We start from the raw sequence: 24,901 nt of genomic DNA, 5'->3' as shown, positions 1-24,901 counted from the left end.
ACGGATTTAATATCAGAAAGTATATTACACAAAGAAGGCCGGTGCATTTGCACCGGCCTTTACTATTTGTAGATTATCTTTAAGCAGATTACTTGCTTAAATACATCGATTTGTCTTTATAAAGCTTACGGAAGTAAGGGTCTTCAAGATCTTTGATGAAACGGATCGCTTCACCAGTTGATTTCATCTCAGGGCCTAATTCCTTTGTCACCTCAGGGAATTTCTCATAAGAGAATACAGGTTCTTTAATTGCATATCCCTGCAATTTACGTTCGATGGTGAAATCTTTCAATTTTGCCACCCCTAACATAATTTTAGCTGCGATATTGATATAAGGAACATCGTAAGCTTTTGCAATAAAAGGAACTGTACGGGATGCCCTTGGATTGGCTTCGATTACATAAACCTTCTCATCTTTAATGGCGAACTGAATGTTCAATAAACCTCTTACATTTAAAGCTTTTGCGATTTTGATCGAATATTCTTCCATTGCTTTGGTTACCGTTTCAGGTAAGCTAAAGGTTGGCAGTACTGCGAAGGAGTCTCCTGAGTGGATCCCTGCGGGCTCGATGTGTTCCATCATCCCTACAATGTGAACATCATCACCATCAGAGATGGAATCAGACTCAGCTTCTTCAGCCCTGTCTAAAAAGTGATCAATTAATACGCGGTTTCCAGGTAAATCACCTAATAACTTCACTACCGCTTTTTCAAGGTCTTCATCGTTGATGACAATACTCATGCCCTGGCCACCCAATACATAACTCGGACGAACCAATACCGGATAACCCACTTCGTTCGCAACCACAATTGCTTCTTCGGCATTTTCTGCTACGCCATATTTTGGATATGGAATGTTCAGCTCTTTTAACAAGTCTGAGAAACGGCCACGATCTTCAGCGATATCCATGTTTTCGAAAGATGTACCAATGATTTTGATCCCTTTTTCGGTTAACTTTTCAGCCATTTTAAGGGCGGTTTGTCCACCTAACTGAACGATAACACCTTCAGGTTTTTCCAGGTCGATAATTTCGCGAACATGCTCCCAGAATACCGGCTCAAAGTAAAGCTTATCTGCCATATTGAAATCGGTAGAAACCGTTTCAGGGTTACAGTTAACCATGATGGCTTCAAACCCTGTTTCTTTGGCAGCCAGCAGGCCGTGTACACAAGAGTAATCGAACTCGATACCCTGACCAATACGGTTCGGGCCAGAACCTAGCACGATTACCTTTTTACGGTCAGACGCGATGGATTCATTTTCTTCTTCGAAGGTTGAATAATAGTATGGCGTTTGTGCAGGGAATTCAGCCGCACAGGTATCAACCATTTTGTAAACCCTGCGGATGCCTAATTCTTTTCTGCGGTCGTATACATCATCTTCTGTTACGTTACCTAACAGCCAGGCAATCTGCACGTCGGAGAAGCCTTTTTGTTTTAGCGTGAAGAAGAAATCACGCGGAATATTATTTAATGAATATCTTTTTAACTCAGTTTCTAAAGCAACAAGCTCCTGAATCTGGTTTAAGAACCATTTATCTATTTTGGTTACTTTGCGGATCGACTCTAATGGAACACCCATTGCCATCGCATCTTTGATTAAAAACAGGCGATTCCATGAAGCATGCTCCAAACCGTCCATAATTTCTTCGATGTTACGCACCTGACGACCATCTGCACCCAGACCTGCACGGCCAATTTCAAGACTCTGACAGGCTTTCTGTAAAGCTTCGATGAATGTGCGGCCAATTGCCATTACCTCACCTACAGATTTCATCTGCAAACCAAGTTCTTTGTTTGCACCTTTAAATTTGTCGAAGTTCCAGCGGGGAACTTTTACGATAACGTAATCTAAAGTAGGTTCGAAGTAAGCTGATGTAGTTTTGGTAATCTGGTTTTCAATTTCATCCAGGTTGTAGCCGATGGCTAGCTTAGCAGCGATTTTGGCAATCGGGTAACCTGTTGCTTTACTTGCAAGTGCAGATGAACGTGAAACACGTGGGTTAATTTCGATTGCGATAATATCATCGTTTACAGGATTTACTGAAAACTGTACATTACAACCGCCTGCAAAAGTTCCAATGGCACGCATCATTTTGATGGCTTGATTTCGCATTTCCTGATAACAACGATCAGATAATGTCATTGCCGGGGCAACCGTAATTGAATCTCCGGTATGAATACCCATTGGATCAAAGTTTTCGATCGAGCAAATTATAATCACGTTATCATTGCTATCTCTTAATAATTCCAATTCATATTCTTTCCAACCCAAAACAGCCTGTTCTACCAAAACCTCGTGAGTTGGAGATGCCTCTAAACCGCGTTTAAGTGCGGCATCAAATTCTTCCTTTCTATGGACAAAACCACCACCAGAACCACCTAATGTGTATGATGGACGGATTACTAATGGAAAACCGATTTCCTGAGCGGCTTCTTTACCTTCTAAAAAGGAGTTCGCAATTTTAGATGGCGCTACTCCTACACCGATATCAACCATTAACTGGCGGAAAGCCTCGCGGTTTTCAGTTTTTTCGATCGCAGCAACATCTACACCAACTACCTTAACACCATATTTTTCCCAAACACCACGCTCGGAAGCTTCTACACAAAGGTTTAACGCAGTTTGTCCACCCATGGTAGGCAATACAGCATCAATTCTTGGTAAATCTGAAGAGGCAATGTGCTCCTGTAAAATAGTCTCAATCGAATCAACGGTTAGCGGGCGAAGATAAACATGATCGCCGATGACCTTATCCGTCATGATGGTGGCCGGATTTGAGTTGATGATAGAAACGGTGATTCCTTCTTCTTTTAAAGAAAGGGCCGCTTGAGAACCCGAGTAATCAAATTCGCAGGCTTGTCCAATAATAATTGGTCCTGATCCGATAATTAATACTGAGCGAATGGAAGTGTCTTTAGGCATGATAGCTTAATACAAAAATTAAAATTCTAAAGTTTTGACCTGTTATAGGTGAAGAAGCAAGGAGGTTTTTTGCCTTGAAAATAAGAAAATCCCAACTGTTCTGTCGGGATGCAAAGATACACCTTTAAAAGGTATTTAGGGACTATTTTTTTAAAATAAAAAAGAGGGCCTGAAAGACCCTCTAAGTGAAATTATTTTGTGTAGAAAGGCTTATTGTTGTAATTTGATTTCGCCCATATCGGTTGTCGCACTATCTTTAACGGCCACTTTTTCTATTGTGGTATCTTTGTAAGGCGCATTTGCTTTAATGGTGATGGTATAAACACCTTCTTTTAGATTTGAAAAACCAAAGGCACCTTGTAGCAGATCAGCTTTTAAGGTATCTGTTCCTCCTACAAGTGTAACAGTTGCAGCACCATCAACAGGGCTTATTTTACCGGTAATGCCACCGAGCTTTGCGTTAGTGAATGCTATAGCGCCGAGTGCCATCACAATCAGGATCGATAATATTGCACATATCTTTTTCATTAGATTATTTTATTAGGATGTACATCCTATAACGCAATCCTGTATGAATAGTTTTAAAAAATGAACACTAAAATTACTAATCGTACTTAAATTGGTACATCGTTTTACCTCACCGCATTAAAAAGCCATTAGAAACGTTAATAACTGTTAAAAAGAAATTGAAAATGTGCCACAGCCCGTCAGATTTAAGTCACGAAGTTGTGATGGAGGAAATATTGGCAATAATGTTGTAATAAGGAGAACATATACGCGTTTAGTATATACTTTAGAAAACGATCTAAAGCTTCCTCTGCGGAGTAGTTAACCGCCATGAGGATTTCTTCATAAATAGTTTGTTTGGTTTATTATCCGGTTAGAGGAGCCCTCCTCAACCGGATTTTTTCTTTTAAAAGGTTTCTTCTACATTTGGCTAAATCGCCGAAACATCCATTGTGAACAAGTTAATTAAAAAAATTGCTATTGTAGGTCCGGAAAGTACCGGAAAATCTACCATGTCTCAGTTGCTGGCCAATCATTACCGTGTTTCATGGGTACCGGAGTATGCCCGCTATTATTGCGAAAACCTAACTGGCCCGTATACTTTACAGGATGAGGTGAATATGTATTACGGTCAGGTAGCTCTGGAAGATGCCATTTTAACGGTTAGCGAGAAAGACTTTATCATTTGCGATACTACTTTTGTAACCGTAAAAATCTGGAGTGATGAAATGCTGGGTGAAACACCACAGCTTGTTCTGGATGCACTGCCGGCAAGGCCATACGATCTTTATCTTTTAATGGATATTGATTTGCCCTGGCAGGATGACCCCTTGCGGGATTTTCCGGATAAGCGGGAATATTTTATGGGCGTTTGGCATACTGAGTTAAAGGCATTGAATGCGCGTTATGAAGTGATCGGTGGTTTGGGGGATTTACGTTTTGAGCACGCGGTTAGGGCAGTAGATGCGTTTTTATCCGAAAGCTAAACGCTAAGGCACAAAAAAAATAATATTTTAACAATCATTAACATATTTCTCTACATTTGCCTCATCATTAGGGGTGCCTTGTTTTAAATAACACAAAAACGGGCTGAGATCATACCCATTCTTAGGTAGAAGGCGAAAGTTTCTATTTTGGATGCACCTGATCCGGGTAATGCCGGCGTAGGGATTGGAGTTATGGAAGTTTAACTGAAATCGGGAGTACCCCTATTTCCGATGGGTTTAACTAAAAACAAAAACATTGAAAAATTTACTTTTTGCAGCGCTAGTTGCAATGTTGCCTTTCATTGCATTGGCACAAAATTCTGTTACCGGGAAAATCACAGATGTTAACCAGCATGCTTTGCCTGGCGCAACGATCAAGCTGAAAAATCAAAAAACTGCCGTGGTGAGTGATGTTAATGGTGAGTATACCCTCGGCAATCTGAAAAGTGGGAGTTATACCGTTGTGGTGAGCTATGTTGGCTATAAAAGTCAGGAAAAGTCTATCAATCTAAATGAAAGTTTAAGCCTGAACTTTAGTCTGGTTGCTCAGAATTTCCTGGCAGATGAAGTCGTTGTAAATGCAACAAGGGCATCTAAAAACTCGGCGACTACCTTTCGTAATTTAGACAAAGCAGAGCTGGCCAAGAATAATTTAGGTCAGGATTTGCCCTACTTACTAAATCAGACGCCTTCCGTGGTCGTAACATCAGACGCCGGAGCAGGCGTGGGCTATACCGGAATGCGAATCCGCGGGAGCGACGCTACACGAATCAATGTTACCCTTAATGGTATCCCGCTTAATGATGCTGAAAGTCAGGGTAGTTTTTTTATCAACCTGCCTGACCTTGCATCGTCGGTCGATAATATTCAGATTCAACGGGGAGTCGGTACATCAACGAATGGCGCCGGTGCTTTTGGTGGAAGTTTAAATATTCAAACCACCACAAGGAGAGATTCAGCCTATGCTGAGCTAAATAACACTTACGGTTCATACGATACCTGGAAGAACACGGTTAGCGTGGGAACAGGTTTGATCGACAAGAAATTTACTTTCGACGGGCGTTTATCGAGGATTAAATCAGATGGCTATGTAGACCGTGCCTCTTCCAATCTCAAATCATTCTTTGTTTCAGGTGCCTACTATGGAAAAAAAGATATTCTTCGTGCCAACGTTTTCAGCGGTTCAGAGAAAACCTATCAGGCATGGAACGGGGTAAGTGAAGAGACTTTAAAGACTGACCGCACGCACAACGACTTTACTTATGACAATCAAACTGATAATTATCAGCAGGATCATTACCAGTTATTTTATACCCGGAATCTTTCCAGTAATCTGATAGCCAATGCCGCTTTACATTATACTTACGGCCGGGGTTATTATGAAGAATACAAGGAGGATCAGGCCTTATCAAAATATGGCATCCCGGCAGTGGTAATTGGTGGGGTTACGCAAAATACATCTGACCTGGTAAGAAGACTCTGGTTGGACAATGATTTTTATGGCGTGACTTATTCCCTGAACTATACGCCAAAAAGCAACCTCAACTTTGTTTTGGGTGGGGCATATAACGAGTATAAAGGGCGCCACTTCGATGAGGTTGTTTGGGCGCAATATGCTAATTATGATGGCAGCGGTTCAATTCGTCACCGTTATGATGACAATGATGCCTTCAAAACCGATTTCAATATTTTTGGCCGGGCGAACTATCAGATTGATCAGCTTAGCCTTTTTGCAGATTTACAGTACAGGAGGGTATACTATTCCTATTTCGGAATCGATCCAAATGGTACGCCTGCACAGCAGAATGCCACTTTGAATTTTTTCAACCCTAAAGCCGGTTTGACCTATAGTTTCAGCAATACCAGTAATGTGTATGCTTCGGTTGCTCTTGGTAACAAGGAGCCTAACCGGAGGGATTTTACAGATTCAAATATTAACAGCAGGCCAAAGGCAGAACACCTGACAGATTTTGAAGCAGGTTACCGCACTCAGTTTTCTACATTAAGTTTTGGAATCAATGGTTTTGCTATGATTTATAAAGATCAGCTGATTAACACCGGGAAATTAAATGATGTTGGCGGGCAAACCCGCCAGAATGTGCCCGACAGTTACAGACTGGGAATTGAGTTTGACGGGAAATGGCAGATTGTTAAAAACCTTTCATGGGCAGCTACCGCAACCCTGAGCAGGAATAAAATAAAAGATTTTGCAGAATATATTTATGATGAAGATCCGGCGGCATTCACTGCAACTGTTGTAAACAACTATCATAATACTACTATTGCTTTTTCTCCATCCATTATTGCTTCAAGTGAAATCAACTATAATGTTTTGCCAAAAGCGAGTGTTGCTTTTTTAAGTAAATATGTCGGTAAACAATATCTTGATAATACCTCGGCAGAGACGCGTACACTTTCGAGTTTCTTCGTAAACGATATCAGGTTAAGCTACAATACACCTTTGGCAGGAATGAAAAACGTTGGTTTGAGTTTACTGATCAATAATGTTTTCAGCACGCTTTATGAAAGCAATGGCGGCACTTACCCCTATTTATACAGTGGAACTTTAGAACGGTTTAACTATTATTATCCGCAAGCCACGCGTAACTTTTTACTTAGCTTAAACGTGAAGTTTTAAAAAACCGGAAGCTTAATTTGATTACTTTCGTCATTACCCGACACAGCATACTCTGATACATCAGTGCAAACGGTGTGTGGTAATGACGATTTTGTTTTAAAAGGATATGAAATACATCGAAAAGCTTCAGTATATCACTCATGATCTACCAGAATTTACAGCTGTTGAACAGGTTCAGCTTGCCTGCGAAGCGGGTGCCAAATGGATTCAATACCGGTGTTTAAGTAAAACAGATGATGCATTATTGCAGGACATCAACGCCATTGCTGAAATTTGCGATGACTGGGGAACAACATTAATCGTCACGGATCATGTTCATCTCCATGGCAAAGCTGATATTCAGGGTTTTCATATGGAGGATTTAGATGCTGATTTTATCGCCTTGCGCAGGTTAGTTGGGGGCGATATCACCCTCGGTGGCTCGGCCAGCACTGTTGAAGGTTTGATGAGACTGGTAAATGAAGGGGTTGATTATATTATTTATGGTCCCTTTTCCACCACAGGAAGCAAACCTAACAACGATCCGCTCATCGGCTTTGAAGGTTATGCCAATCTGATGGATAACCTGGAGGATCTAAATTTACAGATTCCGGTACTGGCAGCAGGAGGGATTAAACTTTCGGATGTTGATGGATTGCTGCAAACTGGAATATTTGGGATAGCGGTTTCCGGTGCGATCAATTGTGCAGATGATTTTGTTGGTGCCTACCAGGAATTTTATGAAGCAGTGAAATTATAGTTCCCGGGTGTAAATCCTGATCAGGCGATACATCTTGAAACTTTAATTTCTATCTTCGCAATATGTCATCACATCACATTGTAAAGGAAAAACAGGAGCCGGCTTTATACATCGACGAGCTTGGTAATTTTAATGAAGAGTTTTTGGGGCAGCTTTTAGAGTGGAGCCCGACGCTTCTGGTGAACGGAGAAAACTATGATAAAATTCTTTCCCTGGGATTAAAAGTTGATGTTCTGGTCAACGGATCTGACCAGCAGGTACAGGAAGATACTAAAATTATTCAAGGCCCTGCCGACGCTTTTATGGTTACGCTGAACCATTTGGTTGGAGAGAAATATCCGGCAGTAAATGTCATCACTAAAAAATTCGACCTTGAAAAATATGCCGGTTTCGAAGAAGAAATTAATCTGGTTATTTTCACTGAAAAGGCAAAACACTATCCGATAAAAACGGGTTTTTCAGTATGGAAGCCGGCGGGCAGTCAGTTCTTGATTCATGGCAACCGATATCTGGAAGTTACCAACCTCACGCAAAATGAAGATGAGGTGTTTGAAGTGGTGAACGATGGTTTTGTAGAATTTACTTTTTCTGGTCAACCCATTTATATCAGCGAGCCGTTATGATTACCCTTCGGAAAGCAAAAGAAGATGATGTTGAACTGATCAGGGCGATTGCTGCGGAAACGTGGCCATCGACCTATCTGGATATCATTGGTCAACAGCAGATTGATTACATGCTGGAGAAAATGTACAATAAAGGCGAACTGCTGAAACAGCTGATGGACGGGCACACTTTTTTGATCGCTGAAGCGGGTTCCAATGAACTGGGATTTGCAGGTTATTCGATCATTGACCATGACGCAAGAATTTATAAACTCCACAAGCTTTATGTACTGCCATCAGCCCACGGCAAAGGGGTGGGTAAAATTCTGATCAATGAGGTTTTTAACCAGATTAAAGATGCCGGGGGATCGGCTCTGGAACTCAATGTAAATAAGCATAATAAAGCCAGGGAATTTTATTTAAAAGGCGGATTTACCATAAAGGAATCGGTAAAAATAGATATCGGTGGGGGATTCATTATGGATGACTATGTGATGGAATATAAATTTCAAAACTGACTAATTTTTCATTCTTCCCTGCTCTGATTCTGTACCTGTAGCACGTCGGCGGGCGGGTTTAATCTCATTTTTCCCAAAACGATAGGTAAAGCTTAAACGTGCAATACGTGATTCGTTTTTTTGATGCACATAGTAGTTTAAGCCCGGGTAGGTGCTTGATAAATTGTTTTCAGATATATTGAAGATATCTGAAAGGGCAAATTTTAAGCTGGCTTTTTTCATGAGTAGCGATTTACTTAAACCCGCATCAACATAGTAGCGCGACTTTAAGCTAAGTGTGCCATAATCAATAGGAGATTCATAGCTTCCGTTTAGTTCGGCGGTAAAGCCGCTAACAATAGTAAAGGTTTGTTGTGATTTAAACTGGAAGGATATTTTTCCGGTTTTTAGCGCACTCCCTGCCAGATCAGGTGCTTCGAAACTCAGATAAAACACATTTAGATTATTATTCATCTGCCACCATTTTGCTACTTGTACCGGTACATTCAAATTTGCATTATAGCTGATATTCTTTGCTAAGTTTTCATTGGTTTGAAACAATGCTTTTTGTGCTGCATCAGGTAAAAGTACTTCAGTAATTACGTCGGTTGTTCTGCTGTAGCCCAGGGTAAGCATGTATTTTTGTTTAAAAGTGTAGCTCAGCTCGAGGTTGTTGGTGTATTGCGGTTTCAAAAACGGATTTCCCTTATTGTAAGTGTACTGGTCTAAATAATAAACAAAGGGGTTAAGCGCATCGTAACTTGGCCTGTCGATTCTCCTGCTGTATGAAAAGCCAAGCTGATTGTTTTTGGAAAGTGTTTGTTGAACAAACAGGGTAGGGAAAAAATCCCAATAGCTTCTATCAACAACTGTATTAGTTGTGATCAGATTTCCTTTTGAATTGGTTTGTTCCATCCTTAAACCGAGCTGTATACTGGTGTTTTTGAATTGTTTGTTGATATTGGTATATGCGGCATTTACATTTTCATCGTACACAAAGCGGTTGCTTCTGCGAACATCGTTTTGCCAGTTATTATTAACCAGTTCTTCTGCCTGTAAATCATTGTCGGTTTTTACCCAGCTGCTTTTTAAGCCTGCTTCGAGCTTAACTGTTTTGCTTAAGGATACATTATAATCTATTTTAAAAGCCTTGATATCAATTTTAGATGGCGTATTGTTTCTAATATAATTTACAGGGCGCATTCTGGTTCCGTTTGCAAAGAGGTAATCGTTTTCATAATCAGAGCCATCATTGCCGCTGTACCTTGAGTAATCTAAATCGGCAGAAAGTTCAGAGCCAGCAGTATCTAATACCGACTTATAATTGAGGTTATAGGAAAGATTGTTGTATTTGTTGGTTTGTAAAGTTTTAGAAACCAGTGAAGAATCAACCTGATTAAAAGAGGGACCGATTAAAGTATTATTGGCTGATTTTTCATTTCCGTGATTAAAGTAGCCATTTACCAACAGCCCGATGGTATTTTTCTTATCAATGAAATAATCCAGTCCGGCTTTAAAATTATTGTTTTGCTGTTTACGGCGGCTATCACCGGCTTGCATAAAATAAGTGTCGGGTGTTCCGTTAGAAACGCGGTCAATCGTGATGAGGTTTTCCCTTTCTGTTGTTCCGTAGTTGTAGTTACCAAACAGATTTAGTTTTTCAGTGCGGTGGTTCAGATTTATGCCCGTGTTACCGCGAAAATTCTTTCCATATCCCGCTGTTGCACTCAGGCTGCCGTTGATTCCGCCGCTCTTGCTCTTTTTGGTTTTGATATTGATAATCCCGGAGTTTCCGGCGGCATCATATTTGGAAGAAGGATTGGTGATTAATTCAATGGTTTCGATTTCAGAACTTTGCATATTGCGGAGTAGGTTCGCCACGTCGGCACTGCTCATATAGGTTTGCTTTCCATCAAGCTGAATCAATACTCCCTGTTTGCCCTGCATCGAAATATTGTCATTCTGATCAACCGATACACCTGGTGCTTTCTGTAAAACCTCGAGCGCAGTTGATCCTGTCATAATGGAGCTATTCGATACATTCATGACTACTTTATCCATTTTGCGTTCTATTAATGGTTTCGTAACTGCTACAGTCACCTCTTTCAGGTTTTGGCTGGTTGGAGTAAGCTGGTTCGAGCCAAAATCGATCTTCTGGTCAGGTTCGGTTAAACTGATTGTTTTACTTTTCAGGGTTTTGTAACCCATGCTGCTGGCTTTGTAGAAGTAATTTCCACGTTGAGAAACTGAAAAGCCAAAAGTTCCGGTTTGATCTGTAAAGGCTGTTTTAACCACGCTTGAATCGGCAGATTTAAATAATACGACAGTTACATAATCGGCCGGCTTTTTATTTTCATCCAGAATCACACCTGTAATATTTGCTTTTGGTATACTTTGAGCAGACGCCGTAAATGTTGAAAAAAGGCTTCCTATTAATAGTATAATCTGATATAAGTTTTTCATTTTTTTTGGTTTGTTCTTAAAAAATCGGGCAAAAGAATTCCATAGAACGGTTATTCCGTAGCTTAGAACTGATTCACTATATTTTAAAGCTTAGCCCTGAAACGAAAGCTTCAGGTATTTAGTTATTATTATGACGACCATTTTTAAGAAAGGTTACAGGAAAAAGTAAAAAACTAATCCGTAACGTAAAAAGCCGCAGACTGGCAGAATAATTCTGCAAATCTGCGGCTCACTTGATCACTGTAATATTATTTTACCCCCAGTACATCCACTCCTTGTTCGAACACCACATCAACCGGGATATTCTTTTTAGTCAGGCGGTCTAAATCCTGCTGAAGGGTAGAGGAGATTACTGCTTTTTCTTTTTGCGCCTTTTCAACAGCCACTTTGTCGCCGTTGCCTTGCAGCGTAATAATGAAAGCACTTAAGTCATTCATGGCGGATGCAAATTTTTCGAAATTTACTTTGTAAGTTCCTTTTGAAGTGCGCTCGAAAGCTCCTTTCTCCTGGAAATAGTTAAAACATTGCATATTGGCTTTGCCATGTGCTTCGGAAACACCAAAACGAACGGAACGTAAAATGCCCGCCATGAAAGTAGTGTAGTAATCTTTTATATCGCCCTGCAGTTCGCCTTTTTTAAGCAGACCGGTTACCATGTACAGGCCCAGAATATCGGCCTTGCCTTCCTCAAGCCAGCTGTATTGTTCTTTTAGTGCTTCGCGCACAAAACCTTTACCGTTAATGGTTTTTTTAATGCCTAATCCGTGTGCAACTTCGTGGAACATTACATTAGCAAAGAAAGCGTCGAATTTGATATATTTTTGCTGATCAGCCTCAATCAGTTCTTTTGAAATCGGGACAAGAATTTTATCAAACTTGGCCTGCATGGCATTTTTTAGCTGCGACCTGCGTGTTCCCTTTTCCTGCTGAATTTTTTCATCGTTAGGTAAGTTTACAGCAATTGTTTTCGATCCGGCGTTACAATCTCCGGCATAATACACCACATCGTAGGCATTCAGTTCTGAATCTGTTCCGGGAGTTTCCGTTTTATACTTTGCTGCAACAGGGAGGTTTTTTTGAAGTTCGGGAAGAAGCTTTACATATTTTGCCAAACGTTTGCTCCATTCCTTATCTTTAATTAAAACATAGGCTTCATAACTGGTGCGGGCATTGAAGAGTTTATCTTCATAATTTTCAATCGGGCCAATAATGATATCAAGTCCGTTAGACTTCATGTCGAGCCATGCATAATCGCTCGCGGTAAAATTGTCTGTAACCAATGCATCGGCACGCAGGTTTAAATACTTTTTTAATCCGGCATCTTCAGCAATTAAGGCAGCTTGTTTTAACAATGAGCTTACTTTCTGCAATTCAGAAGCAAAGAGCACATGGTAAGGTACTGTAGTGAGTTTTCCTGCCGTATCCTTTTGAACCACCGAATAGGCGCCAAACTTGTCGGCCAGATCCGATTTTTCAATTTCAGCCTTTGTAATGCCATAAGGATAAAATGAGGCCCCTTCAGGTTTAGTACCAATGCCAGCTACGAAAGGTTTATCATTGTTTAGCCTGTCCCACGGGCCATAATTGATATTGACGAAATCACGGGTTTTTTCATCTTTAATGGTCGCCAGCAGACTGTCTCGCTGGGGGTAAGCCTGTTTCCAGTACAGCTCATCCATAATTTCTGCAGCCTGAATAAGGAGCGGGAGGATTTTACGATCGTTAACGCTTAACTGATTGAGGTTGGTAGTTAATTTTACCCGTTCGTAGATGGGTAAACGTTGTTCTACGTAGTCTGTAAGGCTATCTTTTTGAACTATTGCACCTTCAGTGGTATTTGATTTACCATTGTTTGAGCAAGCAGAAAACAAGCCTGTTGAAAGGGCTACTGCTGAAAGTAATATCGTTGATTTGTATAATTTATTCATAGTTAACAGATAATAGCGCTAAATTAGTAAAAATTGAAAGCTTTGTATAAAGTTTGATGCATTGCTCCGAGTTTAGTATAACTTTGCAGATCAGCAAATCAATTATTCAGCACATGTTATCTTTCCAATCTAGCAGGTATTTATCCATTTTCTTTCTGTCTCTGGCGACTTTCATTTCGGCTTGCAGCTCCAAAAAATATGCCGTAACCGAAAAAATCTATAAAAACAAAGCCAAAGACTTCTCTGAAATTATTAGCAGTACGCCTCCTAAAGGGCAGCTTTATGATTCGTTAAATACGGCAAATCAGGAGTGGATCGGATCTGTAAATTTCGGGATACGTAAACCGAATTTTGTGGTGATACACCATACTGCCCAGAATAGTTTAACGCAAACGGTTAAGACTTTTTTCTCTACAACAGCGGGAACGAGTGCACACTACGTGATCAGTAGAGATGGCAAAGTGGTACATATGGTTAACGATTATCTGAGAGCCAATCATGCTGGTGTAAGTAAATGGGGAAAGGATACTGACCTGAATTCTTCCTCAATCGGGATTGAACTGGATAATAATGGAACTACCGATGTGTGGCCTGATGCACAGATTAACAGTTTAATTAAGTTGCTGGCCACCTTGAAGAAAACATATAATATTCCGGTGGCTAACTTCATCGGTCATGCCGATATTGCACCAAAAAGAAAAAATGACCCCAGGAACTTTCCCTGGAAAAAACTGGCCGATGCAGGTTTTGGATATTGGTATGATAGCATCCTGAAAAATCCACCGCTTGATTTTAATGCCGAAATGGCATTAAAATATATCGGTTACGATACCAGCAATCTACCTGCTGCCATTACGGCCTTTAAGATTCATTTTATACAAAGTGACATTACACCAAAATTAACACCGGTTGATATTCTGGTATTGTATAATGTTTATACGAAATATTAACGTAGGAATTTACCTGCTATGGGCTGTATTTTGCCAGGGGGTATAAAAAAGCACGGATGAATCTGTGTTCATCCGTGCCTGTATTTTGTTAAAGCGCTAAATCTAGTTAGGCTTTTTAAACGTATCCTTCAAAGTTACTGTTCTGTTGAAAACCAGTTTCTCTGCAGTTGAATCTTTATCTAAGCAGAAATAACCTTTTCTGATAAACTGGTAGCGGCCGTCTAAATCAGCTTCGGCCAAAGCCGGCTCGATGTAGGCATTTGGCAATAGCGTTAAGCTTTGCGGATTCAAATAGTCTTTGAAATCCCCTTCCTCCGCATCGGGTGTTTCAGATGTGAATAAACGGTCGTATAATCTGATTTCGGCAGTTTTTGCGTGTGGAGCACTTACCCAGTGAATAGTACCTTTTACATTGATGCCGCTGGTGTCGCTACCGCTTTTCGATTCCGGAATGTAAGTACACCTGATTTCAGTGACGTTCCCATTTTCATCTTTTATAAAATCCTCGCATTTTACGATATAAGCAAACTTTAAACGAACCATTGCGCCCGGGGCTAAACGGAACCATTTTTTTGCCGGAACTTCCATGAAATCTTCGCGCTCGATATAAAGCTCATTGCTGAAGGGGATCACGCGTGTGCCGCCACCGTCTTCTGCTTCAGGATTATTCTCGCCGATTAAATCTTCTGTTCCTTTATCGTAGTTAGTGATAACCAGTTTAATGGGATCTAAAACTGCCATTACCCGATTGGCTGTTTTGTTCAGATCTTCGCGGATACAAAACTCCAATAAACTGAGTTCGATTAAATTTTCGCGTTTGGCAATACCAATTCGTTCACAGAATTCGCGAACACTTTTTGGGGTGAACCCCCTGCGGCGTAAACCCGAAATAGTAGGCATACGAGGATCGTCCCACCCGCTTACCAGATTTTCGTTAACCAGCTGAAGAAGCTTGCGTTTACTCATTACCGTAGAGGTAAGGTTTAAACGGGCAAACTCGTATTGTTTTGAAGGAAAAATTTCCAGTTTTTCGATAAACCAATCATATAATTCGCGGTGTGATACATACTCCAATGTGCAGATGGAGTGGGTGATGTTCTCTATACTATCACTCTGACCATGGGCAAAATCGTACATTGGATAAATACACCATTTGTTTCCTGTACGGTGATGCTCAGCATGTTTGATGCGATAGATAATCGGATCGCGCATGAGCATATTCGGACTGGCCATATCAATTTTTGCTCTCAGGATATAAGCACCGTCGGCAAATTCACCGTTTTTCATTTTAGTGAAAATATCCAGGTTTTCTGCTACACTGCGGTTGCGGTGCGGACTATCTTTACCAGGTTCTGTTGGCGTACCCTTTAATGCTGCAATCTCATCTGCTGAACTTTCATCAACATAGGCTAATCCTTTTTCGATCAGTGTTACTGCGAATGCATATAACTGATCAAAATAATCAGAAGCATATAATTCGTTTTTCCAGTTGAAACCGAGCCATTTGATATCTTCCTGCTGGCTGTTTACATATTCTGTCTTCTCTGTAACGGGATTGGTATCGTCAAAACGGAGGTTGGTGTAACCGCCATATTTTTGTGTTAGTCCGAAGTTTAAGCATATCGCTTTAGCGTGGCCGATGTGTAAATAACCGTTAGGTTCAGGCGGGAAACGCGTAACCAGGGTTTCATACTTACCACTATTTAGGTCGTTCTCAACAATTTCTTCAATAAAGTTCAATGACTTTTCTTCACTCATAAAAACCTGTAAATTAGGAATGCAAATGTAAAAAGATTAGTGCAATTCTGGTTGTTTTAGTTAATGATTAATTTAAACATCAAAATGAATACATTTACATAACTAAATAGGAATGATGAGCAAAGCATTAAACCGGCCAATACGTGTTTTAGTAGCTAAAGTTGGGCTTGATGGCCACGACAGGGGTGCTAAGGTGATCGCCACCTCCCTGCGTGATGCGGGTATGGAAGTGATTTATACCGGCTTGCGCCAAACGCCTGAAATGGTGGTAAATACTGCTCTGCAGGAAGATGTGGATGCGATAGGTATTTCCATTCTTTCGGGGGCACATATGACTGTTTTTCCAAAAATTATACAATTTATGAAAGAAAAACAGCTTGATGATGTGTTATTAACCGGCGGAGGGATCATACCGGAAGCAGACAGGGAAAAACTTGCCGATATTGGGGTTGGGGAGTTATTTCCTCCGGGAACTACCATGGCAAGCATAGTGGAATATATTCAAAACTGGGTTACAGAACATAGAAATTTTTAAATCATGACGTATCAGAATTTAATATCAGAAGTAAAAGAAAACATTCTTTATATTACGATAAACAGGGAAAAGGCATTAAATGCATTGAACAGAGATACGCTAAAGGAGCTTGCCCAGGTGATTCAGTTTGCCGGAGATACGGCAGAGGTGAAGGGAGTAATTTTAACTGGTGCCGGAGATAAGGCGTTTGTTGCCGGTGCCGATATTAAAGAGTTTTCAGATTACGATGCTTCGCAAGGGGAGCAGTTAGCCAGAGATGGACAAGCAGCTGTTTTTAATGCAATAGAAAATTCTCCAAAACCTTTTATAGCAGCGATCAACGGATTTGCCCTGGGCGGAGGTTTAGAACTGGCTATGGCCTGCCACATACGGGTTGCTGCTGATCAGGCAAAATTAGGACTTCCAGAGGTAACCCTGGGTTTGATTCCCGGTTATGGTGGAACCCAGCGTTTGACCCAACTGGTAGGAAAGGGTAAGGCGATTGAAATGATTATTACCGCTGGTATGATTACGGCAACAGAGGCAGAGAAGATTGGTCTTGTGAATTATGTTGTGCCTCAGGGTGACCTGATCAGCAAAGCGGAGGAAATACTTAGCCTGGTAAAGCTGCGGGCTCCCCTGGCCGTAGCAAGAGCGATCAGATCGGTGATAGCTTCTTTAAATGAAACAGATGGTTATGAGGTTGAAATAGAGTCGTTTGGAAAGTGTTTTGATACAGCTGATTTCCAGGAAGGTACAACCGCCTTCCTGGAAAAAAGAAAGGCAGTTTTCTCTGGAAAGTAGTAGGTTTGTATGATTAATTTGATTTTTTTGAGAAAAAAGTGTGGAAAATAATTCCCAATCTCATTTTTTTTCATTACTTATGTTGTGTCGATTAAAATAAAAATCCCTATCCATAACATGGCTGTTGGATTGTTTTTATTAAAATGAATGACAGTTTAACCGGATGAAAAAAAGAATACTCATAATAGATGATGAAGTAAACATCGGATCATTGTTATCCAAGTTTTTAGGCAAGAACGGCTTTGATGTTTCGACTGTTATCACGGGCGGAGGGGCTTTCGATATACTTGCAAAAGAAACATTTGATCTTGTACTCTGCGATTACCGTCTGGATGATACAGATGGCAGAGAAATTTTAATTAAAATAAAAGATCTCTATCCTTTAACAGGAGTAATCATTATTACAGGCTACTCAGATATCAAGCTGGCTGTTGAACTGATCAAGCTGGGGGCTTATGACTACATTATTAAACCCTTGTATCCGGATGAGATTTTAAATACCATTAATAAGGCCCTCGAAACACAGCGGGCGCTTAATGCTGATCAGGCATCATCAAAGAAAAAGAATAATGCTGATTCAGGTGCCGATTATATCAACTATACAGAATACATTGATGGCACCAGCGAAGCATCAGCGGCTTTGTTTAAACAAATCCAGTTAATTGCTCCTACCTCATACAGCATTATTTTAACCGGTAAAAGCGGAACTGGAAAAGAATGTGTAGCGAAGACCATTCACATGAATAGTTTAAGGCGGGATAAACCTTTTGTGGCCATGGACTGCGGCTCCCTGACAAAAGAGCTTGCGGGGAGTGAGTTTTTTGGTCATGAGAAGGGATCTTTCACGGGCGCATTGTACACCAAAATCGGTCACTTCGAACAGGCAAACGGGGGTACATTATTTCTTGACGAGATTGGCAATTTATCATATGAAATACAGGCAAGCTTACTGCGTACTGTGCAGGAGAGAAAGTTGAAGCGGATTGGAAGTACCAGGGAAATTGATCTCGACGTACGGATCATTGTAGCAACAAATGAAAACCTGGTTAATAATATAGGAAAGGGCACATTCAGGGAAGATTTATATCACCGGTTTAACGAGTTTTCGATTCATATCCCATCTTTAAAAAAGCGTGGGAATGATATTTTGATTTTTGCGAATAAGTTTCTAGCAATTGCTAACCAGGAATTAAATAAAGACATCAGGGGCTTCTCGGAAGGGGTTCAGACCTGTCTTTTGAATTATAACTGGCCGGGCAATGTAAGAGAGCTTAAAAATGTGATCAGGAGAATAGCATTATTAACTGACGGGAGGGAAATTCAGGTGGAGGTGCTGCCGCTCGAGTTATCAAACGGAATCAAAAACTATAATCATGATTTCCCTGTTCCCCTGATCAAAACAAGAAATGCTGATCATCCGAGGAATTTAAAAAATGCCAGTCAGGAAGCAGAGTACGATACCATACTGAGGGTTTTAAAAGAGGTTAGTTTTAATAAATCGAAAGCTGCCAAGATTCTCAATATTGACCGTAAAACACTCTATAACAAGATAAAAGCAAATCAGGCTGAAAACGAATAATAATTTCGTGTTGAACAAAACAATATGTTTCTTTTTTACATTTAAGGAGTAGCAACACCTTTCAGATCATGTCAGTATTCTCTTATAAACAGCGAAATAATATTAATCTTGTAATTATTATAGCGCTGGGTATATTAATTGCGTATTCGTTACAGAGTATATTCAGTGCAATTTTAAGTACACTTGTTCTTTACACCATTATGCGCCCTGCGTATATTCATATGGCCGAAATTAAAGGGTGGAACAAACGGGTAGTGGCCATTTCATTAATTGCTTTTAGTATTATATTGATTGTTTTGCCATTTTACGCCCTCAGCAGTATGGTGATCAGTAAAATTTCTGAGCTCAGAAATAACGAAATTTTCTTCAAAAACCTGCTGGTAAAACTGCAACACCTCATTCCGATTAAAATTAATCAGGATTTAATTCAGGAAGGTATGAACCGCTTAGGGAACTGGGCTACGCAACTTTTCCCGTCTCTGATATCGAGTGCAGTAAATATTATTCTGAGCTTGCTGGTGATGTACTTTTTACTCTACTTTATGCTGATAGAGCGTAAAAAATTTGAGCATTCGTTAATTAAATATGCCCCTTTAAGAGAACAGAATGCGCTGAGATTTGGTGATGAGATGAGAAATACAACCTATGCTAATGTGCTGGGACAGGGACTCATTTGTTTGGTACAGGGCTCGCTGGTAAGCTTATCGTTTTATGTACTGGGATACAAGGATCCCGTATTCTGGGGGGTGATTACCACCTTTATTTCTTTTGTGCCTGTGTTAGGACCTCCTGTAGTTTTCGTTCCTGCCGCAATTTTGCAGATTGCCAATGGGAATAACTTTGCCGGATGGGCCATGCTGATATTCGGTTTTGTGGTTATTATCAACATTGATAATGTACTCCGCTTTATTATAGCCAAAAAAGTTGGTAACATTCATCCGATCATTACAGTAATTGGCGTAATTATTGGTATCCCTTTATTTGGAATACTGGGTCTTGTTTTTGGACCGCTGCTGCTATCTTATTTTATATTGCTTGTTAAAATTTATGAGACGAGTACACTTGCCTCAGAAAGATTAGAAAGAATTAAAACAAATAATGAACTTGGTGAGTTATAAATATAGCTTAACAGTTAAATAATATAGTATTGTTATATTGTGCATACATTGTTTAACCCTTAAATACATAGATTATGAATGATAATTCAAAAGTTGTAGTTGCTCTATTAGCAGGACTAGCTGCCGGTGCCGCTTTAGGCATTTTATTCGCACCAGATAAAGGTGATGAAACCCGTGATAAGTTAAGCCAGTCTTTAAAAGATTTGGGTGATTCTATCAAAGATAAGGCTGCTGATGAAATTAATAATTTAGCGAGCCTGAAAGACAAAGTAGTAGACTCGATTAAAACCAAATTGAGAAGTGTTGAAGAAGAATACAGTGATGACGTGGAGCACGCTTAAAAATATAAAGATATAACTGGACAGTATGGCTGTCCAGTTAAATTTCATCTAAACTATGCAAGAAAACAAAGAAAAAAGTATCGAAGATATCATCGACGATGCCAAAGGCTACCTGGATGCCAGAGTAGAATATACCAGGCTATACCTTGTAGAAAAGGTGTCGAAGATATTTGCTGATTTGGTAACCAATACTACGGTAATTGTTTGCTTTATTCTGGCTTTCTTATTGGGTTCGGTTACCCTGGCGCTTTACCTGGGTGAGGTACTTGGCAGCTATGCCGGAGGCTTTGGATGCGTATCCCTATTTTATATTTTAATTGCAGTGATTGTATATCTGACCAAAGATAAATACATTGAAAAAGCCATCATCAATGTGGCGATAAGAAAATATTTTGACAAACTTGCTGATAAGGAGGAGGAAGATGAGAAGTTATAAAACTATTCGTAATCTGGACGATCTGCAGGCCAAAAAACTTGAACTTAAAGTAGAATACACTTTAAAGCAGAAAATGCTTTTTGCTGACTCAAAATCTTATGCTAAACAGTTTACGCTGGGTGCATTAATTAAAAAATATGCAACTCCGAATAATCTGTTTAAAGTGGATGATAAATTAAATATCAGCGGGACAGCAATGTCATTGCTTTTGCCGATGTTTATGAATAAAACGCTTTTCCGTGGCGCAGGCTTTTTGACTAAGGCTGCAGTAGGGCTGGTGTCGGGTAAAGTGGGTAAATCGCTCGATGCAGAACATCTGTCTGCCATTTTCAACTCTGTAAAGGGCTGGTTTGGTAAAAAGAAAGAAAAGAAGGATAAGAAGTTTATCGACTATGGCATTCCGCCGGATAGTGAGACTTTTTAGTTCATTTATCCCCATAAAATATAAGCCACTTAACTTACGCTAAGTGGCTTTTTTATGCTTGAACCGGGAATAATGCTAAAGATCTGTTTTGATCTTTAATTCTTTCAATTGCTTATCGTCAATTGTACTCGGACTATCGATCATTACATCTCTTCCGGAATTGTTTTTAGGGAAAGCGATCACATCACGGATCGAGTCTAAACCTGCAAAAATCGAGGTTAAGCGGTCGAAGCCAAAGGCGATACCGCCGTGTGGAGGTGCACCAAATTCGAAAGCATCCATCAAGAAACCAAATTGTTTCTGAGCTTCTTCAGCGCTAAATCCTAAGTGTTTGAACATGAGTGCCTGCAATGCTCTGTCGTGAATACGGATAGAGCCTCCGCCAACTTCGGTGCCATTAATCACCATGTCGTAAGCATTTGCACGCACATTTTTCGGATCGGTATCCAATAATGCAATGTCTTCAGGTTTAGGTGAGGTAAATGGATGGTGCATGGCGTGGTAACGTTCTGTTTCTTCATCCCACTCTAAAAGAGGAAAATCGAGTACCCAAAGCGCAGAGAATGTATTTTTGTCGCGGAGACCTAAACGATTCCCCATTTCCAAACGAAGCTCGTTCAGCTGTTTGCGCACTTTATCAGTAGAACCCGCTAAAATCAATATCAAATCGCCCTTTTTGGTTTCAAAAGCTTCACTCCATTGTTTAAGATCGCTTTCGTTAAAGAATTTATCTACAGAAGATTTAATGGTGTCGTCATCATTATGACGGGCATAAATTAAACCAGTAGCACCAATTTGTGGACGTTTGATGAAATCTGTGAGTTCATCCAGTTGCTTACGGGTATAGCCCGCTGCACCTTTTGCATTGATTCCTACAACGAGTTCTGCATTATCGAAAACCGGGAAACCTTTACCTTTAACGAGGTGATTCAACTCAACAAATTGCATGGCGAAACGTGTATCGGGTTTATCTGAGCCATATAAGCGCATTGCGTCAGCATATTGCATCCGTGGAACTTCAGGTAAGTCGTAGTTACGAACTTCCTTAAACAGTGTACGGATCAGGCCTTCAAAAGTATTTAAGATATCTTCCTGTTCGATAAACGACATTTCACAATCGATCTGTGTAAACTCCGGCTGGCGGTCTGCCCGTAAATCTTCATCCCTGAAACATTTTACGATCTGGAAATACCGGTCAAAGCCGGAAACCATTAATAATTGCTTGAAAGTTTGTGGCGATTGAGGCAAAGCATAAAACTCACCCTCATTCATTCTGCTTGGCACAACGAAATCTCTTGCACCTTCTGGCGTTGATTTAATCAGCACCGGTGTTTCCACTTCGATGAAATCTAATGCGTCCAGATAGCGGCGCACAGACTGGGCCATTTTATGACGTAAAACCAGGTTATTTCTAACCGGATTACGGCGTAAGTCGAGATAACGATATTTCATGCGTAACTCATCCCCGCCATCTGTTTCGTCATCGATCATAAATGGCGGCAATTTTGCGGCATTTAAAATCTCTAATGCGGTAATTTTAATCTCCACATCACCTGTAAGCATTTTCGGGTTTTTGTTGCTTCGTTCAACCACAATGCCGGTTGCTTTGATTACGAACTCACGACCCAGGGAACGTGCGGCTTCGCACAGTTCGCGGTTGTCGTCCATGTTAAAAACAAGCTGTGTAATACCGTAACGATCGCGGATATCTATAAATGTCATTCCGCCTAAATCTCTTGATTTTTGTACCCAACCACACAAGGTTACATTATCGCCTAAGTTATTAAGGGTTAATGCACCACAAGTTACTGTTCTTAACATATTTTGTAATCTAAATTGAGCGGCAAAAATACCGATTTTGTTTTAAAGTTTGGAAATGAAGATTGAAGGAAATTTTACAGCTTAATTTTTCTGCTTTCTGGCCAGTTCACTATAAAAATCAGGCATTAATCCTTAATGGATTTATGATGCAATTTAGTATTTCTCTTCTAAAACTACTTCGATGCTGATTACCTTCCACTCGCCATTCACATTTTTCCAATGGTAAACTTCTTCGGTTTGAATGGTTTCCTTTTTAGTAAGCAGGATTAAGTTTGATTTGATAATAACCGACTTACGGGCGATCTTTTCTGTAAATATCCCATCCTCGAATGAGGATTTAATTCTGTAATGACTTGTTTCGAGACTTTTTGAATTTTTAAACAGGCTTTGAATGTCGAGCTTATAATCTCTCAGGTTAACCGGTTTGGCATCCACTCCTTTAAATTCAAAGTTATAGTCGAAAATGGCTGCATAGGTTTCCATGTCTTTATCCTGAAAGGCCTGATTGGATTTTTGATGTAAGGCGTTAATGTCTGAGATAGTTGAGTCGATATCCATGGCATGAAGTTAAGGCTTTGTTAATAGAATACAAAAATATGATGCATCACTATGATTGTATCCATAAATATATATTCTAGTAAATATTTTCTACCTTGATGCAACGTTTTAAAATCCCCCATGTCTTATAATCAGAATATTCGAAATTTTGGAAGCTGTTTACGTAGATAAAAACCTGGAATTAGTTAAAGAATGCATGCAAGGCAGCCGTGCAGCACAGTTTGATTTATACAAGCTGTATGCAAAGGCCATGTACAACGTCGCATTACGCATTTTAAATTACGAGGAAGAAGCACAAGATGTTTTGCAGGAATCTTTTTTGGATGCTTTTACCAGAATTATAGATTTCAGACAGGAGACTACGTTTGGTTTATGGCTTAAACAAATTGTGATCAACAAGTCAATCAACTATCTGCGTAAGCGAAAATTTGAATTTGTTGGTACAGAAGAAATTTCAGAAGTACCTGATGAGCTTGGCTATGATGAATATGAGGTAAAGCTGCAGGCAGAGGAAATCAGAAATGCCATTACCGAACTTCCTGACGGATACCGTGTGGTACTGAGTTTATACCTGCTGGAGGGCTATGACCATGAAGAAATTGCACACATTTTAAAAATAAGTGAAAACACCAGTCGCACACAATACATGAGGGCGAAGAAGAAACTAAAAAGTATTTTAGAACAGAAAGGGATGAGAGATGAATAATAGATTAGAAACCTTTGTTAAAGAAAACCGCAGGTCGTTTGATGTGATGGAACCGCCGATGGAACTATGGGCAAAAATAGAAGTGGAGCTTGATGCACAACAAAAGTTAAAACAAACCATTAAAAAAAAGCCTGTAAAACTTTATTTATGGATGAGTGCTGCGGCAGCTGTAGTGGTAGTTTTTGCTTTAGGCTGGCTTTATGCCGGTAAAATACAGGGTAAAGACGTTGAACTGGCCGATGTGAATCCTGGTTATGCGCAGAAGGAGGTTCATTACGCAGGTTTAATCACCGAAAAACGAGATAGTCTGGCCATTTTTGCTTCGGCAAATCCTGAATTATATAAAAAGTTTACAGCAGATCTGGTGAAACTGGATGAGGAATATGAACGGTTGAAGGCAGAATTGCCGAATTCCCCAAACCAAACTTTCGTGGTAAAAGCGATGGTGAAAAACAGGGAAATACAGCTGCAATTATTAAAACAGCAGTTGTTGATTATTAATCAGGTTGACGATTATAAAAGGGTAAATCAAATTTAGTACTCCATTTACGCACGCTCTTCATGCTTTTAGTCGGTCGGCAGACTGTGGTTCAGAGGGTGTATTAA

General features: G+C 40.1%; 22 protein-coding genes. 15 read left to right on the top strand and 7 right to left on the bottom strand.

What is annotated here, in order from left to right:
* Nucleotides 1-88 precede the first annotated feature (88 nt).
* Nucleotides 89-2,926, bottom strand: coding sequence for a carbamoyl-phosphate synthase large subunit (gene carB / locus R2Q80_RS06045; RefSeq protein ID WP_316798741.1), 2,838 nt, complete (start codon nt 2,924-2,926; stop codon nt 89-91).
* Nucleotides 2,927-3,136: 210 nt separating this feature from the next.
* Entirely contained in the window at nt 3,137-3,454 is a 318-nt protein-coding gene (locus tag R2Q80_RS06040; RefSeq protein WP_316798740.1) for a carboxypeptidase regulatory-like domain-containing protein, read from the bottom strand.
* Nucleotides 3,455-3,885: 431 nt separating this feature from the next.
* Between R2Q80_RS06040 and R2Q80_RS06035 the strand changes: the two genes are divergently transcribed.
* The 5 genes from R2Q80_RS06035 to R2Q80_RS06015 all read left to right on the top strand — a co-directional run bounded on the left by R2Q80_RS06035 (nt 3,886) and on the right by R2Q80_RS06015 (nt 8,916).
* A complete protein-coding gene (locus tag R2Q80_RS06035; RefSeq protein ID WP_316798739.1) occupies nt 3,886-4,419 on the top strand; it encodes an ATP-binding protein in 534 nt (177 codons plus the stop codon).
* Nucleotides 4,420-4,708: 289 nt separating this feature from the next.
* Nucleotides 4,709-7,057 carry a TonB-dependent receptor gene (locus tag R2Q80_RS06030; RefSeq protein ID WP_316799282.1) on the top strand — a complete coding sequence of 783 codons (2,349 nt, stop codon included), beginning with the start codon at nt 4,709-4,711 and terminating at the stop codon, nt 7,055-7,057.
* A 106-nt stretch (nt 7,058-7,163) separates the two neighbouring features.
* Nucleotides 7,164-7,796, top strand: coding sequence for a thiamine phosphate synthase (locus R2Q80_RS06025; RefSeq protein ID WP_316798738.1), 633 nt, complete (start codon nt 7,164-7,166; stop codon nt 7,794-7,796).
* A gap of 62 nt (nt 7,797-7,858) precedes the next feature.
* Nucleotides 7,859-8,419, top strand: a complete 561-nt coding sequence (locus R2Q80_RS06020; RefSeq protein ID WP_316798737.1) for a thiamine pyrophosphokinase — start codon at nt 7,859-7,861, stop codon at nt 8,417-8,419.
* Nucleotides 8,416-8,916 carry a GNAT family N-acetyltransferase gene (locus R2Q80_RS06015; RefSeq protein ID WP_316798736.1) on the top strand — a complete coding sequence of 167 codons (501 nt, stop codon included), beginning with the start codon at nt 8,416-8,418 and terminating at the stop codon, nt 8,914-8,916. Before R2Q80_RS06020 ends, R2Q80_RS06015 begins: the two co-directional genes overlap by 4 nt.
* On the opposite strand, the gene R2Q80_RS06010 is transcribed toward R2Q80_RS06015, so the two are convergent.
* Together R2Q80_RS06010 and R2Q80_RS06005 are read right to left on the bottom strand one after the other, a co-directional pair.
* The gene (locus R2Q80_RS06010) at nt 8,917-11,358 is read right to left on the bottom strand and encodes a TonB-dependent receptor domain-containing protein (protein ID WP_316798735.1); all 2,442 of its coding nucleotides are present in this window, start codon (nt 11,356-11,358) and stop codon (nt 8,917-8,919) included.
* A 248-nt stretch (nt 11,359-11,606) separates the two neighbouring features.
* Nucleotides 11,607-13,286 (bottom strand): dipeptidyl-peptidase 3 family protein, encoded by a 1,680-nt coding sequence (locus R2Q80_RS06005; protein WP_316798734.1) that lies wholly within the window; start codon nt 13,284-13,286, stop codon nt 11,607-11,609.
* A 113-nt stretch (nt 13,287-13,399) separates the two neighbouring features.
* Here R2Q80_RS06005 and R2Q80_RS06000 point away from each other — a divergent pair, with 113 nt between their 5' ends.
* Nucleotides 13,400-14,236 (top strand): N-acetylmuramoyl-L-alanine amidase, encoded by an 837-nt coding sequence (locus R2Q80_RS06000; RefSeq protein ID WP_316798733.1) that lies wholly within the window; start codon nt 13,400-13,402, stop codon nt 14,234-14,236.
* A 102-nt stretch (nt 14,237-14,338) separates the two neighbouring features.
* Here R2Q80_RS06000 and R2Q80_RS05995 read toward each other — a convergent pair whose 3' ends face one another.
* The gene (locus R2Q80_RS05995) at nt 14,339-15,994 is read right to left on the bottom strand and encodes a glutamine--tRNA ligase/YqeY domain fusion protein (RefSeq protein WP_316798732.1); all 1,656 of its coding nucleotides are present in this window, start codon (nt 15,992-15,994) and stop codon (nt 14,339-14,341) included.
* A gap of 112 nt (nt 15,995-16,106) precedes the next feature.
* On the opposite strand from R2Q80_RS05995, the gene R2Q80_RS05990 reads away from it, so the two are divergent.
* The 7 genes from R2Q80_RS05990 (at nt 16,107) to R2Q80_RS05960 (ending at nt 21,210) form a co-directional block, all read left to right on the top strand.
* A complete protein-coding gene (locus R2Q80_RS05990; protein ID WP_316798731.1) occupies nt 16,107-16,529 on the top strand; it encodes a cobalamin B12-binding domain-containing protein in 423 nt (140 codons plus the stop codon).
* Nucleotides 16,530-16,532: 3 nt separating this feature from the next.
* Nucleotides 16,533-17,312 (top strand): enoyl-CoA hydratase/isomerase family protein, encoded by a 780-nt coding sequence (locus R2Q80_RS05985; RefSeq protein WP_316798730.1) that lies wholly within the window; start codon nt 16,533-16,535, stop codon nt 17,310-17,312.
* A 163-nt stretch (nt 17,313-17,475) separates the two neighbouring features.
* The gene (locus tag R2Q80_RS05980) at nt 17,476-18,891 is read left to right on the top strand and encodes a sigma-54 dependent transcriptional regulator (protein ID WP_316798729.1); all 1,416 of its coding nucleotides are present in this window, start codon (nt 17,476-17,478) and stop codon (nt 18,889-18,891) included.
* A gap of 68 nt (nt 18,892-18,959) precedes the next feature.
* Nucleotides 18,960-20,009 (top strand): AI-2E family transporter, encoded by a 1,050-nt coding sequence (locus R2Q80_RS05975; protein ID WP_316798728.1) that lies wholly within the window; start codon nt 18,960-18,962, stop codon nt 20,007-20,009.
* A 74-nt stretch (nt 20,010-20,083) separates the two neighbouring features.
* Nucleotides 20,084-20,350: a YtxH domain-containing protein gene (locus R2Q80_RS05970; protein WP_047800161.1), complete on the top strand. Its 267-nt coding sequence runs from the start codon at nt 20,084-20,086 to the stop codon at nt 20,348-20,350.
* A 55-nt stretch (nt 20,351-20,405) separates the two neighbouring features.
* A complete protein-coding gene (locus R2Q80_RS05965; RefSeq protein ID WP_316798727.1) occupies nt 20,406-20,786 on the top strand; it encodes a phage holin family protein in 381 nt (126 codons plus the stop codon).
* Nucleotides 20,773-21,210: a hypothetical protein gene (locus tag R2Q80_RS05960; RefSeq protein WP_316798726.1), complete on the top strand. Its 438-nt coding sequence runs from the start codon at nt 20,773-20,775 to the stop codon at nt 21,208-21,210. Before R2Q80_RS05965 ends, R2Q80_RS05960 begins: the two co-directional genes overlap by 14 nt.
* Nucleotides 21,211-21,285: 75 nt before the next feature.
* On the opposite strand, the gene aspS is transcribed toward R2Q80_RS05960, so the two are convergent.
* The gene (aspS, locus tag R2Q80_RS05955; protein WP_316798725.1) at nt 21,286-23,031 is read right to left on the bottom strand and encodes an aspartate--tRNA ligase; all 1,746 of its coding nucleotides are present in this window, start codon (nt 23,029-23,031) and stop codon (nt 21,286-21,288) included.
* Between the two features lie 153 nt (nt 23,032-23,184).
* Nucleotides 23,185-23,589: a hypothetical protein gene (locus tag R2Q80_RS05950; protein ID WP_316798724.1), complete on the bottom strand. Its 405-nt coding sequence runs from the start codon at nt 23,587-23,589 to the stop codon at nt 23,185-23,187.
* A gap of 196 nt (nt 23,590-23,785) precedes the next feature.
* Here R2Q80_RS05950 and R2Q80_RS05945 point away from each other — a divergent pair, with 196 nt between their 5' ends.
* Together R2Q80_RS05945 and R2Q80_RS05940 are read left to right on the top strand one after the other, a co-directional pair.
* Nucleotides 23,786-24,295: an RNA polymerase sigma factor gene (locus R2Q80_RS05945; RefSeq protein WP_410478732.1), complete on the top strand. Its 510-nt coding sequence runs from the start codon at nt 23,786-23,788 to the stop codon at nt 24,293-24,295.
* Nucleotides 24,288-24,833, top strand: coding sequence for a hypothetical protein (locus R2Q80_RS05940; RefSeq protein WP_316798722.1), 546 nt, complete (start codon nt 24,288-24,290; stop codon nt 24,831-24,833). The genes R2Q80_RS05945 and R2Q80_RS05940 overlap by 8 nt, the downstream gene beginning before the upstream one ends.
* Nucleotides 24,834-24,901: the final 68 nt, after the last annotated feature.

This window comes from Pedobacter frigidisoli, from assembly GCF_032678525.1.
In the GTDB taxonomy this organism is placed as follows: Bacteria; Bacteroidota; Bacteroidia; order Sphingobacteriales; family Sphingobacteriaceae; genus Pedobacter; species Pedobacter frigidisoli_A.
The sequence above is the reverse complement of the archived record's forward strand: the minus strand, read 5'-3'. Positions and strand labels throughout refer to the sequence as shown.